At 67.0% G+C, this 12,858-nt stretch carries 9 protein-coding genes; 8 read left to right on the forward strand and 1 reads right to left on the reverse strand.

All coding sequences use genetic code 11. The features are described from left to right. Position 1: 1 nt before the first annotated feature. From J2X06_RS03195 to J2X06_RS03230, 8 genes are all read left to right on the forward strand, one after another. Positions 2-1,993 carry a S9 family peptidase gene (locus J2X06_RS03195; RefSeq protein ID WP_310058194.1) on the forward strand — a complete coding sequence of 664 codons (1,992 nt, stop codon included), beginning with the start codon at positions 2-4 and terminating at the stop codon, positions 1,991-1,993. Beyond that, a complete protein-coding gene (locus J2X06_RS03200; RefSeq protein WP_310058197.1) occupies positions 1,993-3,180 on the forward strand; it encodes a P1 family peptidase in 1,188 nt (395 codons plus the stop codon). Before J2X06_RS03195 ends, J2X06_RS03200 begins: the two co-directional genes overlap by 1 nt. 37 nt (positions 3,181-3,217) lie before the next feature. Then, positions 3,218-4,564: a metal-dependent hydrolase family protein gene (locus tag J2X06_RS03205; RefSeq protein ID WP_310058200.1), complete on the forward strand. Its 1,347-nt coding sequence runs from the start codon at positions 3,218-3,220 to the stop codon at positions 4,562-4,564. A gap of 76 nt (positions 4,565-4,640) precedes the next feature. Further along, complete coding sequence (locus J2X06_RS03210) at positions 4,641-6,017, forward strand: APC family permease (RefSeq protein ID WP_310058202.1); 1,377 nt, start codon at positions 4,641-4,643, stop codon at positions 6,015-6,017. Positions 6,018-6,074: 57 nt separating this feature from the next. Further along, positions 6,075-7,271 (forward strand): aminomethyltransferase family protein, encoded by a 1,197-nt coding sequence (locus J2X06_RS03215; protein WP_310058203.1) that lies wholly within the window; start codon positions 6,075-6,077, stop codon positions 7,269-7,271. A 114-nt stretch (positions 7,272-7,385) separates the two neighbouring features. Next, positions 7,386-8,969, forward strand: a complete 1,584-nt coding sequence (locus tag J2X06_RS03220) for a phytoene desaturase family protein (RefSeq protein ID WP_310058206.1) — start codon at positions 7,386-7,388, stop codon at positions 8,967-8,969. A 3-nt stretch (positions 8,970-8,972) separates the two neighbouring features. Then, the gene (locus tag J2X06_RS03225) at positions 8,973-10,490 is read left to right on the forward strand and encodes a phytoene desaturase family protein (protein WP_310058209.1); all 1,518 of its coding nucleotides are present in this window, start codon (positions 8,973-8,975) and stop codon (positions 10,488-10,490) included. Between the two features lie 326 nt (positions 10,491-10,816). Continuing rightward, positions 10,817-11,470 carry a DUF998 domain-containing protein gene (locus tag J2X06_RS03230; RefSeq protein WP_310058213.1) on the forward strand — a complete coding sequence of 218 codons (654 nt, stop codon included), beginning with the start codon at positions 10,817-10,819 and terminating at the stop codon, positions 11,468-11,470. A gap of 25 nt (positions 11,471-11,495) precedes the next feature. On the opposite strand, the gene J2X06_RS03235 is transcribed toward J2X06_RS03230, so the two are convergent. Continuing rightward, positions 11,496-12,653 (reverse strand): aromatic ring-hydroxylating oxygenase subunit alpha, encoded by a 1,158-nt coding sequence (locus tag J2X06_RS03235; RefSeq protein WP_310058216.1) that lies wholly within the window; start codon positions 12,651-12,653, stop codon positions 11,496-11,498. Between the last annotated feature and the right edge of the window lie 205 nt (positions 12,654-12,858).

Here is a 12,858-nt window from a genome sequence, read left to right on the forward strand (position 1 = left end):
GATGCGCAAGCTGCTGCTCGCCACGTTGCTGATCGCGGCGCCCGCATGGGCCGCGCAAACACGCTTCGGCGTCGACGACATCCCGCGCCTGGCCGACCTGACCGAGCCCGCGCTGTCGCCGGATGGCAACGCGGTGGTCTACACCGTCAGCACGGCCAACCGGGCCGAGGACAAGACGCAGTCGGACCTGTGGCGTGTGGGCTATGACGGTCGCGGCCGCATCCGCCTGACCGACACGCCCAAGCACAGCGAATGGCGGGCGCAATGGTCGCCGGATGGAAAGTCGATCGCGTTCCTGTCCGACCAGGGCGGTGAGGATGCCAAAACCCAGGTCTGGACGATGCCCGCCGCCGGCGGCAAGGCGCGCCAGCTGACGAAGTTCGCCGAGGGCATCGACGATTTCGTGTGGTCGCCCGACGGCAAGCGGCTGGCGCTGATCGCCCGCGATCCGGAGCGACCCGCCGGCACGCCCAAGCCGAAGAATCCGCCGCCGATCGTGACCGAGCGTTACCAGTTCCGCGAGGACGGCGTCGGCTATCTCGATCATCGGCGCAAGCACCTGTATGTGTTCGACATCGCCAGCGGCAAGGCCGAAGTGCTGACGCCCGGCGCGCACGACGAACAATTGCCGGCATGGTCTCCGGACGGACGCCTGATCGCCTACGTGACCAAGCGCGGCGTCGATCCCGACCGGCACCTCAACTTCGACATCTACGTCATCGAGCCCAGGGCCGGCGCAAGCGAGCGGCAGCTCACCACGTTCACCGGCTCCGACCTCGATCCGTATTGGGAAACGCGCCCGGCCTGGAGCCCGGACAGCACGCGCATCGCCTACCTGCGCAGCGGCGAGGACAAATGGATCTACTACGCGCCGTGGCAACTGGCCGTGGTCGATGTCGCGACCGGTGCCGAACGCATTCCTGCGCCGATCGACCGCTGCTTCACCAAGCCGCGCTGGGCGCCGGATGGGCGCAGTATCTATGCGCTGGTCGAGCAGAGCCGCGTCACCCATCTGTCCCGCATCGAACTGGACAGCGGCAACGTCAGCGAGCTGACGCAGGGCAGCCGTTTCGACTACGACCTGGATGTCTCGCGTGACGGGCGGGTAGTCGTGCTGGGTGACGGCGACCTGCATCCGTATTCGATCTCCGCCGTCGAAGCCGGTGGCCTGCGCGAGCTGGCGAACCACAACGAATTCCTCGCGGGCAGGACGCTGGCGCCTGTCGAGGCGATCCGCTTGCGCGGCGCCGACGGCGTCGAGATCGAGGGCATGCTGGTCAAGCCGCTTGGCTATCAAACGGGCCAGCGTTATCCGACCATCGTGCGGTTGCACGGTGGGCCGGTGTACCAGTTCAGCCATGAGTTCATGCCCGACTGGCAGGTGTATGCGGCCAACGGCTATGCCGTGCTGGCGGTGAACCCGCGCGGCAGTTCCGGGCGCGGCTTCGACTTCTCGAAGGCGATCTACGCGGACTGGGGAAATCTCGACGTGCGCGACGTGCTGGCTGCGGTCGATCACGTGGTCGCCATGGGCATCGCCGATCCGCAGCGTCTCGGCGTTGGCGGCTGGAGCTATGGAGCGATCCTGACCAATGCCGTCATCGCCAGCGATACGCGCTTCAAGGCGGCCATCAGCGGCGCCGGCGCATCGAACATGTACGGCATGTACGGCCACGACCAGTACATCCGCGAATACGAGCTGGAGCTGGGCACCCCCTGGGGCAATCGCGAGCAGTACGACCGCGCCAGTTTCCCGTTCCTGCATTCGGACCGCATCACCACCGCGACGATGTTCCAGTGCGCCGGCGACGACGCCAACGTGCCTTGCCTGGGCGCCGAGCAGATGTACCAGGCACTGCGTTCGCGCAACGTGCCCACCCGGCTGGTGGTCTATCCGGGCGAGGGTCACGGCCTGACGGTGCCGAGCTACCTGCGCGACCGGATGGCGCGCAATCTGGGGTGGTACGACCGGTTCCTGAAGGCGTTGCCGTGATGACGGCGTCCCTCCGACTGATGCTGGCCGTGATGTTGTCGGTCGCTTGCACCATCGCTGCGGCCGCCGAACCCCGTGCGCGCGACCTCGGCGTCCCCTTCGAGGGCACGCCGGGAGCGATCAACGCGATCACCGACGTCGGCGGTGTCAGCGTCGGCCAAGTCACGCTGATCGAAGACCTGGGCAACGGCCACAAGGTACGCACCGGCGTCACCGCGATCCTGCCGCGTGGCCGGGCCACGTCCGACACGCCCGTATTCGCTGGCTGGTTCGCGCTCAACGGCAACGGCGAGATGACCGGCACCGCCTGGCTGGAGGAATCGGGCCAGTTGGAAGGCCCGGTGATGCTTACCAACACCCACAGCGTCGGCGTCGTGCGCGATGCGGTAATTGCAGAGCGCGTGCGCGGCGGCGGCGCCGACGCCAGCGGTTACTGGTGGTCGCTTCCGGTCGTGGCCGAAACCTGGGACGGGCATCTCAACGATATCAACGGCTTCCACGTAACGCCGGAACATACGGCGCAGGCGCTGCGCGAGGCCAAGGGCGGCGCGGTCGCCGAGGGCAACGTCGGCGGCGGCACCGGCATGGTCTGCCACGAGTTCAAATGCGGCATCGGTACGGCTTCGCGACGTGTCACCGGCGACGGTCAGGACTACATCGTCGGCGCGCTGGTGCAGGCCAACTACGGCGTGCGCGACACGCTGCGCATCGCCGGCGTGCCGGTCGGACAGCACCTGCGCGGGGACCGCGTCTACACCGATCCGGCGCTCGCCATGGCGGGACATGACGTGCCAGGTGGCGATACGGGCTCGATCATCGTGGTCGTTGCGACCGATGCGCCGCTGCTGCCACACCAGCTCAAGCGCATCGCCAAGCGCGTCGGCATGGGCCTGGCGCGGATGGGCAGCTATGCCGGCAACGGTTCGGGCGACATCTTCGTCGCGTTCTCCACCGCCAACGGCGCGGCGGCCGCGGGCGGAAAGATCAACGACGCGCAGTTCGTCGGCAACGACCACCTCGACGGCCTGTTCGAAGCGACCGTGCAGGCCACCGAGGAGGCCATCGTCAACGCGATGGTCGCCGCACGCGACATGACCGGCGAAGACGGCCACTACGCCAAGGCCCTGCCGCATGCCGAGCTGGTTCGACTGCTCAAGCGCTATGGCCGCTACAAGTCGCCGAAGTAAGCCAACCCATCATCCTCGAGCCTAGCGACCCACCATCATGACCAGGATTACCGCCACCACGCTCGCCTCCTCATTGGCCCTGGTGCTCATGGGCGCCGCGCATGCAGGACAGCCCGCGGCCGCGCAGCCCAAGGCGACGGTCATCCGTGCCGGTCATCTGGTCGATGTCGACCACGGCAAGGTGCTCGCCGACCAGGCGATCCGCATCGAAGGCGAGCGCATCACCCGCGTGGAGCCTTACTCGGCCGCCGCTGTCGGTGACGCCAAGGTGCTCGACTGGTCGCGATACACCGTGGTGCCCGGGCTGATGGACCTGCACACGCATATCGCCGACGAGGGCCAGTCAGCCGATCCCGGCGCACCGTTGAAGAGTACCCCGGCTCGTGATGCCTTCATCGGCGCGAGGAACGCCCGAGATACCCTGCGTGCCGGATTCACCACGGTGCGCGATGTCGGCGTCTATCGCGGCTTCGCCGATGTCGCCCTGCGCGATGCGATCAACGCCGGATACGTGCCCGGGCCGCGGATGTTCGTGGCCGGCGCCTACATCACCATCACCGGCGGCGGCGGCGAGATCACCGGGTTGCCCAAGGGCACGGTAGTGCCGAACGAGTTCCGCGTGGGCGTGGCCGATTCGGAGCAGGAAGTACGGCAGAAGGTCAACTATCTGTTCGACCACGGCGCCGACTTCATCAAGGTGATCGCCACCGGCGCGGTGCTTACCGACGGCACTGACCCGGGCGAATCCGAATACAGCGAAGCACAGATCCGCGCCGCGGTGGAGGAGGCCGCCAAGCGCGGCAGCTTCGTCGCCGCCCACGCGCACGGAGCGGAAGGCATCAAGCGCGCGGTGCGTGCCGGCGTGCGCTCGGTCGAACACGCGTCCTACCTCGACGACGAGGGCATCGCGCTGATGAAGCAGCACGGTACCTGGTTGGTGGCCGACATCTACAACGGCGATTACATCGACACGGTTGGCCGCCAGGAAGGCTGGTCGGCGGAGAAACTGCGCAAGAACCTGGAGACCACCGACGTCCAGCGCCAGGGCTTCCGCAAGGCGGCCAAGGCGGGCGTGAATATCGGCTACGGCACCGACAGCGGCGTGTACCCGCATGGGGACAATGCCCGCCAGTTCGCCTACATGGTGCGGTATGGGTTGAGCCCGATGCAGGCGATCCAGTCGGCCACGATAGGGGCGGCACGTTCACTAGGACGCGAGGCTGAACTGGGCTCGGTGGCGCCCGGCAAGTCCGCCGACCTGGTCGCAGTGGCCGGTGATCCGCTCTCCGACATCAACACGCTGGAACACGTGCAGGCGGTGATCGCCCGCGGACAGCTGGTGTGCGCTGCCGATGGCGAACCGTGCGCGGATGGGGCACGCTGAGGCCGGCTGGGGAGAGCTGGTGTCACATCCACGACGGCGCATGCCGACCGGACCATAACTAGACGAGGGGCGGCGAATGCAGGATCAAGGCAACACGGCGGTGGAAGGCCAGGCGGGGCGCAAGCTCGGGTTCTGGATGTGCACCGCGCTGGTGGTCGGCAACACCATCGGCATCGGCATCTTCCTGCTGCCGGCTTCGCTGGCGCCGTATGGCTACAACGCCATGTTCGGCTGGGTGATCACCGTGGTCGGCTGCGTGGCGATGGCGCGGGTGTTCGCGCGACTGGCCCGCGACATGCCCGCCGCCGACGGTCCTTACGGCTACATCCGCAGCACGCTCGGCGAGGTGCCGGCGTTTCTGGCGATGTGGTCGTACTGGGTGTCGCTGTGGATCACCAACGCCGCCATCGCGATCGGCGTCGTGGGGTATCTGGATACGGTGTTTCCGGGGCTGGTGGGCATTCCTCCCGCGCTGCAGGCGCTGGCGCTGCTGTGGCTGTTCGTCGCCATCAACCTGCTGGGCGTGCGCACCGGCGGCCGCGTCCAGGTCGTGACCACCGCGCTGAAGCTGGTGCCGATGCTGGCGGTTGCCGCCCTCGGCGTGTGGCTGCTGATCACCCATCCGTCCAGCTACACCCAGCACCTGCCAACGGCCTCGGTGAGCCTGCATCCGCTGATGGCGGCCTCGACCATCGCCTTGTTCGCCATGCTCGGCTTCGAGTCGGCGACGGTGCCGGCCAACCGCGTGCGCGACCCCGGCCGCACCATCCCACGCGCGACCATCGTCGGCACGCTGTTGACGGCGGGCATCTACCTGGTGGTTTCGTCGATTCCGCTGCTGCTGATCCCCGTGAACGAGCTGGCCGCATCGAAGGCGCCGTTCTCTGATCTGCTCGATCGCATGGTCGGTGCCGGCTACGGGCGCGCCCTGGCGTTGTTCGTGATCGTCAGCGGCCTGGGCGCTCTGAACGGGTGGGTGCTGCTGGTCGGCGAACTGACCCGCACCATCGCCAGCAATGGCGGCCTGCCGACCGTGTTCGCGCGCAGCAACCGTTTCGGCGCTCCGGCGCACGCGCTGCTGGTCACCGGCGTGTTGGCCAGCGCGATGGTGCTGATGAACTACAGCAAGTCGCTGGTGCAGGGCTTCACCTTCATCACCACCGTCGTCACCGCCGCCAACCTGCCGCTGTACCTGTGCTGCGGACTGGCGCTGCTGGTGCTGTGGCGGCGCCGGCAGCAACCGGCGAGCCGCGACCTGCTGGTGCTGGCGATCCCCGGACTGGCTTATGTGGTATTCGCCTTCATCGGCGTGGGTCGCGAGCCGTTCCTGTGGGCGATCGCCCTGGCGCTGGCAGGATTGCCGGTCTATGCGCTGCTGCGCTTGCGGGCCGCAGGTTCGCGGATAGGATCGGCGGGTGCCGACGTCCTGGCGCCGCCCAACCAGAAGCACTGATCCAAATACCGAACCCGCGGCTCCTGTCGCCCCTGATCGAACCTGCGCCGAACCCTCATGCTGCAACTCAAACGCACCCCCTTCCACGAGCGCACGTCCAAGCTGTGCCTGCCGCAGAACTGGCGGCGCTGGGCCGGCCACATCGTCGCCGGCTCCTACGACCTGCATCTGGACCGCGAGTACTGGGCCATCCGCGACGCCGTCGCGATGATCGATGTCTCGCCGCTGATGAAGTACATGATCGAAGGCCCGGACGCCGCGCGCCTGCTGCACAAGCTGACCCCGCGCGACGTGCACAAGATGGCCGTCGGCCAGGTCGGCTACACCGGCTGGTGCGACGAGGACGGCAAGATGCTCGACGACGGCACCGTGTCGCGCCTGGGCGAGAACCTGTTCCGCCTGACCTCGGCCGAGCCGTCGCTGCGCTGGCTGTCGATGAACGCCGTCGGCATGGACGTGACCATCACCGAGGTCACCGAGCAGGTCGCGGCGCTGAGCCTGCAGGGGCCGAAGTCGCGCACGGTCCTCAATCGCGTCTGCGCCAAGTCGCTGGACAAGCTCAAGTATTTCCGCGTGATGCCCAACACGCTGGCCGGCAAGCCGGTAACCATTTCGCGCACCGGCTACACGGGCGACCTGGGCTATGAGATCTGGATCGACGTCGCCGACGCGCTGCATGTGTGGGATGCGCTGATGGCGGCGGGCAACGACTACGGCATCGTCCCGTGCGGCATCCTGGCGATGGACATGGCGCGTGTCGAAGCCGGGTTGTTCATGATCGACGTCGACTACACCGCCGCCAACCACGCCTGGATCGAAGGCCAGAAATCCACGCCGCTGGAGATGGGCCTGGACTGGGCGGTGCAACTGGACAAGCCAGGTTATTTCGTCGGCCGCCGCGCGCTGGAGCGCGAGAAGAGCGAAGGTTCGGCGTGGAAGCTGATGGGCTTCGAGGTCGATTGGGAATCGATGGAGCGCCTGTTCGCCGCTTCCGGCCTGCCGCCGCAGATACCGGGCATGGCGGTGCGCGGCAGCCTGCCGCTGCTGCAGAACGGGAATCAGGTCGGCTATGCCTCGACCAGCACCTGGTCGCCGGTGCTGAAGAAGTACATCGCCCTGGTCCACCTGCAGCGCCCGTACTACGAGCCCGGCACGCAGCTGCAGATGGAAATCACCGTCGAGCACAAGCGCCTGCATGCCAACGGCAAGGTCGTGAAGCTGCCGTTCTATGAGCCGGAGTGGAAGAAGAAGTAGCCGCAAACCCTACCCAAGCCGTCATCCCCGCGAAGGCGGGGATCCCGCACCTGACGCATGGATTCCCGCCTTCGCGGGAATGACGATCGAATTCGGATCCCTCGACAACACACCATGACCAATAACCAATACGACGCCATCGTCATCGGCGCCGGACACAACGGCCTGATCGCCGCCGCCTACCTGGCGCGCGCGGGCAAGAAAGTGGCCGTGCTCGAGCGCCGCGAAGTGGTCGGCGGCGCCGCCGTCACCGCCGAGCCCTTTCCCGGCTACCGTTTCAGCCAGTTCTCCTACGTGGTCAGCCTGCTGCGGCCGGAGATCATCCGCGACCTCGAGTTGCCGCGTCACGGCCTGAAGATCCTGCCGCTGCCCAGCACCGTCACGCCGATGGACAACGGCGACTACCTGGCGGCGTGGGATGACCACGACCTCACGCGCCAGGAGCTGTACCGCCACTCGCCGCGCGACGCCGAAGCCTCCGACGAATACGGCCGCGTGATGGCGCGCGCCGCCAAGGCGATCAAGCCGATCATTGGCCTGGTGCCGCCGGACCCGTCGTCGCTGAGCCTGCGCGACATGAAGGGCCTGCTGAGGCTTGGCCAGTACGGCAAGAGCCTGAGCGAGAAGGAGCTGTACCAGATCTCCAAGCTGCTGACCCAGTCGGCGGGCGACCTGCTCAACGACTGGTTCGAGTTCGATCCGCTCAAGGGCACCAAGTCGGCCAGCGGCATCATCGGCACCTTCCTCGGTCCGTACTCGCCGGGCACCGCCTACGTGCTGCTGCACCACTACATGGGCGAGATCGATGGCGCTTTCCGCGCCTGGGGCTTCTGCAAGAACGGCAACGGCGGCGTGACCCAGGCGATCGCCAGTTCGGCGCGCGCGCTGGGCGTGGAAATCCGCACCAATGCCGCCGTGCAGCAGGTCATCGTCAAGGGCGGACGCGCTGCCGGCGTGGCGCTGGCCAACGGCGACGAGCTGCGCGCCAAGGTGGTGATCTCGGCGGCCGATCCGAAGCGCAGCTTCCTGCAGTTCGTCGAAGACAAGCACCTGCCCGACGATTTCGTCCAGCAGATCCGCAACTTCCGTGTGCGCGGTTCCTCGGGCAAGGTCAACATCGCGCTGAGCGAGCTGCCGGACTTTACCTGCCTGCCCGGCGAGGGCCCGCTGCACCGTGGCGCGATCTCGATCAGCCCGAGCATGGAGTACATCGAGCGAGCCTACGACGAAGCCAAGTACGGTGAGTTCGCGAAGAACCCGTACATCGACATGATCATCCCGTCGATGATCGACCGCGACATGGCCCCTCCGGGGCACCACGTGATGTCGTGCTTCGTGCAGTACGCGCCGTACGACATCGAAGGCGGCTGGGACGACGCCAAGCGCGACGCCTTCGGCGAGACGGTGATCTCCACGATCGAGCGCTACGCACCCAACATCCGCCGCGCCATCGTCGGCAAGCAGGTCATCACGCCCAAGGACATCGAGAACATCGCCGGCATCACAGGCGGCAACATCTTCCATGGCGAGCTGCTGCTGCACCAATTGTTCTTCCTGCGGCCGGCGCCGCAATGGGCCGACTTCCGCACGCCGCTGCCGGGCTACTACTTCGGCGCGTCCGGCGCGCATCCGGGCGGTGGCGTGATGGGGGCGGCCGGCAAGATGGCCGCGCAGGAAGTCCTGAAGGATTGGAAGTAAGCCATGGGCGCAAACAACAAGTACGACGCCATCATCGTCGGCGCCGGCCACAACGGCCTGGTCGCCGCGAACTATCTCGCCAAAGCCGGAAAGAAAGTACTGGTGCTGGAGCGCCGCGAGCAGGCAGGCGGACAACTGGCGACCGGATCTTTCGACGGCCAGGCCTTCGATCCGCTGCACGCGGGCGCGCAACTGCGGCCCGACATCGTGCGTGATCTCGACCTGGGTCGCTTCGGCCTGTCCGATGCGGGCGCGGCCCATGCGAGCTACACCTCGCTGCTGCCCGGCGGCCGCCGCCTGCAACTGTCGACCAGGCCCGGCGATGCGCAGACGCTCGAATCCATCCGCCAGCTCTCTGCCGCCGATGCCGCGCGCTGGCCGGAGTTCGTTGCGTTCATGGATCGCGCCGCCGCGTTCCTGGACGCGGCCTACCGCACGCCTATGCCGCGTCTGCCGAATATCGGGTTCGCCGAAGGCTGGCCGCTGGCCAAGCTGGCGTGGACGCTGCGGCGTCTCGGCGGCAAGGACATGTTCCGGGTGATCCGGGCGATGTCGATGTCGGCGGTGGAGTTCACCGAGGAGTGGTTCGAGTCGGAGGAGCTGAAGGCGGCGATCGCCGCCGTGGCCATCCACGGCCATACGCTGGGTTCGATGTCGGCCGGCACCGGCTACACGCTGATGCACAACTGGCTCAACCGCGGTGGCCTGGCGCATCGGCCGGTCGCCGGCGGCAGCGGTCGCATCGCCGAAGCCTTGCTGGCCGCGCTGAAGTCGCGCGGCGGCGAAGTGCGCACCGCGGCCGGCGTGGCGCAGATCCTGGTCGACAAGCAGCGCGTCACCGGCGTGCGGCTGGAGGACGGCAGCCAGATCCTGGCGGACCTCGTGTTCTCCGCGGCCGATCCGCGCCGCACGCTGCTGGGCCTGGTCGGCGCGCCGGAGCTGCCGCCGGACTTCGTCTGGCACACGCAGTCGATCAAGATGCGCGGCTCGCAGGCCAAGGTGCACCTGCTGACCGACGGAAAGCACGGCATTCCGTCCGGAACGCTGGCGATCGCACCCACGCTGAAGTACCTGGAGCGCTCCTTCGACGCCGCGAAGTACGGCGAGATCGCCGAACGTCCCTATCTCGAAGTCACCACTGCAGGCGACGTCGTCTCGATCCACTTCCAGTCCGCTCCGTACAAATTGAAGGGCGGAAACTGGGAAGAGGCGAGGTCGCGTATCGAGATCATCGCCGTGGAAACGCTGGCGGCGCATTTCCCTGGACTGACGGCATCGGTACGCGCGCGGCAATCGATCACGCCGATCGACCTGGAGCGCGACTACGCGCTGACCGAAGGCGATCCCAACCACGGCCAGCTGATCCTCGACCAGATGTTCTTCATGCGCCCGATGCCGGGCTGGTCGAACCACGCCACGCCGGTCGACGGCCTGTACCTGTGCGGTTCGGGCGGGCATGGCGGCGGCGGCATCAGCGGCGCGACGGGGCGCAACGCCGTACAGGCGTTCCTCAAGACCTGATGCATGGGGCGGGCCCCGGCCCGCCTTCGAGGTGCGACCGCGCGCGAGCCGTTTGTCGTCCCAATCGAGAGGTCGACGCCCGGATGCGTTGAGCGCAGCAACGCCCATCGACAGGGACGACGTCGTATGAAATGAAACGGCGGCTGGACCTCTGCCCGGTCAATCGGTGCGCTGTTTTCAACACGGCAAGGTGGCCGCACGCGAGCGGACTCGAACCATGGCCGCGACGGCGCGTTCGTGTCGTTGGCGCAGGTATGAGGACCCATTCCTCCGTCGGTGCGACGTTGTACAGGATGCGGGCGAGAAGCCCGCTTCTCGAAGGCATCGTGCGGCACCGATCGGGGCTGATCTGCTTCGCATCCGTGGCGCTGTTCGCCACGATCTGCCTGCTCGCGCAATGGCTGCGCCCCGACCTCGATTGGCGCCAGGCACCGCTCAGCAATTACCTGAAGGGCCACTACGGCGGTTGGGTACGCGGCGCGTATTACGTGCTGAGCATGGCGCTGGTGCTGCTTGGCGCGGGCCTGTATGCCGCACTCAGGCCGCACGCCCGCAGCAGGGCCCCGATGCTGCTGCTGGTGGTGGCCGGCGTCGCGTTATGGGTCACCGCCATCACCGAGACCGATCTGCCGTACCTGACGCACGACCAGGAGAGTCAGTTGCACAAGCTCGCCGCGCTGACGACGTTCGTGAGCGTCACCACGGCCATGATGCTGCAGTCGTGGCGCTTCCATTACGACGCGACCTGGCGCCGGTATTTCGGCCTCGCGTTCCCGCTGGCCGTGGCGAGTTTCATCGCGCTGGCGGTCTACGCCTTCTGGCAGGAGCCGCCCGAGGGACTGCGGCAGAAGAGCGTGATCGTGTTGATCGTGCTGTGGCTGGGCCTTGCCGCCTGGTGGTTGCGTTGCCAGCAGCAGTTGGTGGTGGCGCAACTGGCGGGCACCGCAGGACGGGCAACGCCGCATCCGCCTGCCAGCTGAACCGCCGAATGCCGCGCGGCGGCGCTTACGCCCCAGCCATGAGATCCGCGTGCAACAGGCGATGGAACAGGTGCTCGCCGCCTTCGCGGCGCACCGACAGGCGTCCGGTCGAATAGGCGCGCGAATGCAGGCCGCGCTGCACGGACTTGCAGATCGCCATGTCCTCGTCCTGGATCTGCTGGCCGACGTCGATGCTGGCGCGGTTGTACTCGCGCGCGGCCTCGGATACGTCGGCGAACCAGAAGTCGAAGATCACCTCGGTCTTGTCCACGCCCATCGGCAACACGAGGTTGGTGTCCATCATTCCCTCGTACCAGTTGATCATGAAGTTGGGGTGGAGCCAGTAGTACAGCGCCCGGTCGCCCCTGCGCACCGCGGCATAGTCGTCCTGAGCCTTGCCGGTGGTCAGCGGACTCGATTGGAGGCAGAAGCGCTCGCCGTTCTCGATGGTGTAGTTCTTGTAGTCCAGCACGCTGTCCAGGCCCTTGTGCAGGTGCGGGACGTGGTAGCCGCCGTCGAGGTAGTTGTCGACGAATACCTTCCAGTTGCAGTCGAAGTAGTAATGGCGGCGCTCGAACCAGTGCAGGTTGGACAACTGCAGCGGACGGACCTGTTCGATCAGGTCCTGCCCCAGGAATTCCTCCAGGCTCGGACCCTGCGCATCCAGCCGAACGAACACCCAGTTCTCCCACACGGCCGTCGCCACCGGCGCCAGACCGTGCTGGCTGCGATCGAAGTGGCATTCGCTGTTGAAGCTGGGCGTGCCCTTGAGCGCGCCTTCCAGGGTGTAGGTCCAGCCGTGGTACGGGCAGCGCAGGTTCTGCACGCAGCCCGATGGTTCGGTCATCACCGCGGCCGCGTGGTGGCGGCAGACGTTGAAGAAGCCGCGCAGTTCGCCGTCGCTGCCGCGCACCAGGACGATGGGTTCGCCGGCGATCTCGCAGGTGACGTACTGGCCCGGTTCGCGAAGCTGGTCGACGCGACCGGCAAGCTGCCAGGTACGGGAAAAGGTCGTGCGCCGCTCGCGCGCGTAGATGCCTTCGTCGATGTACCACGACGACGGAATCGTCGAGGCTTCCTCCAGCGGAAGATTGGGATCGTACTGCCCGACCAACTCCATCACCGATGACTTCATTCGCTTGCCCTGTTGCGCGGGCCGATGCGGCCCATTCGTGTTGGACATCCCCTCGACATCCTTTTCCGGGGGCGGTGATGGTGTCAATGCGGGATGCGCAGTGCGCAGAGCGCCCTCAACCCAACCCTCTCCCGCAAGTGGGAGAGGGGGCAGGTTCCCGCGTCGGAGTGAAGTCGTGTCGCATCCCTTCTCCCGCTCGCGACAGAAGGGACCTCCAGATTGCTTTCCAGTTGGGTGCCCGAAGGGCGGATGA

The organism is Lysobacter niastensis (genome assembly GCF_031457115.1).
Taxonomy (GTDB): Bacteria; Pseudomonadota; Gammaproteobacteria; order Xanthomonadales; family Xanthomonadaceae; genus Lysobacter_J; species Lysobacter_J niastensis_A.

Bases quoted from the DNA above. Each gene is read 5' to 3' on its own strand.
- J2X06_RS03195 (WP_310058194.1), top strand. From the start codon at position 2: ATGCGCAAGCTGCTGCTCGCCACGTTGCTGATCGCGGCGCCCGCATGG.
- J2X06_RS03200 (WP_310058197.1), top strand. From the start codon at position 1,993: ATGACGGCGTCCCTCCGACTGATGCTGGCCGTGATGTTGTCGGTCGCT.
- J2X06_RS03205 (WP_310058200.1), top strand. From the start codon at position 3,218: ATGACCAGGATTACCGCCACCACGCTCGCCTCCTCATTGGCCCTGGTG.
- J2X06_RS03210 (WP_310058202.1), top strand. From the start codon at position 4,641: ATGCAGGATCAAGGCAACACGGCGGTGGAAGGCCAGGCGGGGCGCAAG.
- J2X06_RS03215 (WP_310058203.1), top strand. From the start codon at position 6,075: ATGCTGCAACTCAAACGCACCCCCTTCCACGAGCGCACGTCCAAGCTG.
- J2X06_RS03220 (WP_310058206.1), top strand. From the start codon at position 7,386: ATGACCAATAACCAATACGACGCCATCGTCATCGGCGCCGGACACAAC.
- J2X06_RS03225 (WP_310058209.1), top strand. From the start codon at position 8,973: ATGGGCGCAAACAACAAGTACGACGCCATCATCGTCGGCGCCGGCCAC.
- J2X06_RS03235 (WP_310058216.1), bottom strand. From the start codon at position 12,653: ATGTCCAACACGAATGGGCCGCATCGGCCCGCGCAACAGGGCAAGCGA.